We start from the raw sequence: 705 nt of genomic DNA on the forward strand, positions 1-705 counted from the left end.
GGTCCGGGCGAGCGGGGTGAGGGCGTCCCAGCGGCGGACGGCCCAGCCGACCGGGAGCGGGGGCAGGCCGGGGAGGGGGACGAGGCGGAGCGGGCCGGTGCCGGGGGTCTCCCAGCCGGGCAGGAGGGGGACGACGGCGTGACCGAGGCCGAGTTCGGCCAGCAGGAGCGCGGTGTCCCAGTCGGCGACCCCGGTGTCGGAGCTGCTGCGGACCCCGAGTTCGGCGAACGCGGCGTCGAGTCGGGCGCCCGAGGTGGAGTTCGGGGGCAGGCGGATGAGGCTGATGCCGTCGAGTTCGGCGGTGTCGACGCGGGACCGGGCCGCGAGCGGATCGTCGGCGCGGACGGCCAGCACCCACGGCAGTTCTACGACGGGACGCTGCTCGATCCCGCGCACCGGGCCGTCGATCGTGACCCACGCGAGGTCGAGGTTCCCGGCGGTGAGCGCGTCGAAGCAGGCACGGCTTGAGGTCTCCGTCCGGAACTCAAGACCCACCCTCGGATACCGCTGCCGGAAGGCGACGACCGCCTCCGCCATGAAGTGCCGGACGGTGGTCCCGCCCGTCGTGACCCGCACCGAGCCGCTGTCGCCGTTGACGAGGTCCCCGAGCCGCCGCATGGCCAGCTCAAGACCGGCCACACTCTCCGAGGCGGCCTCGCACAACACCCGCCCCGCGTCCGTCGGTACGACACCTCGCGGCCGGCG

The 705-nt window shown here is 74.9% G+C and carries 1 protein-coding gene; it reads right to left on the bottom strand.

Annotated features, from left to right (window positions below; all coding sequences use genetic code 11):
* Positions 1–705 (bottom strand): LysR family transcriptional regulator (locus JHN45_RS52355; protein WP_201056561.1); only part of this gene is annotated, 705 nt, incomplete at both ends.

The organism is Streptomyces sp. MBT53, from assembly GCF_016654115.1.
Classification (GTDB): Bacteria; Actinomycetota; Actinomycetes; order Streptomycetales; family Streptomycetaceae; genus Streptomyces.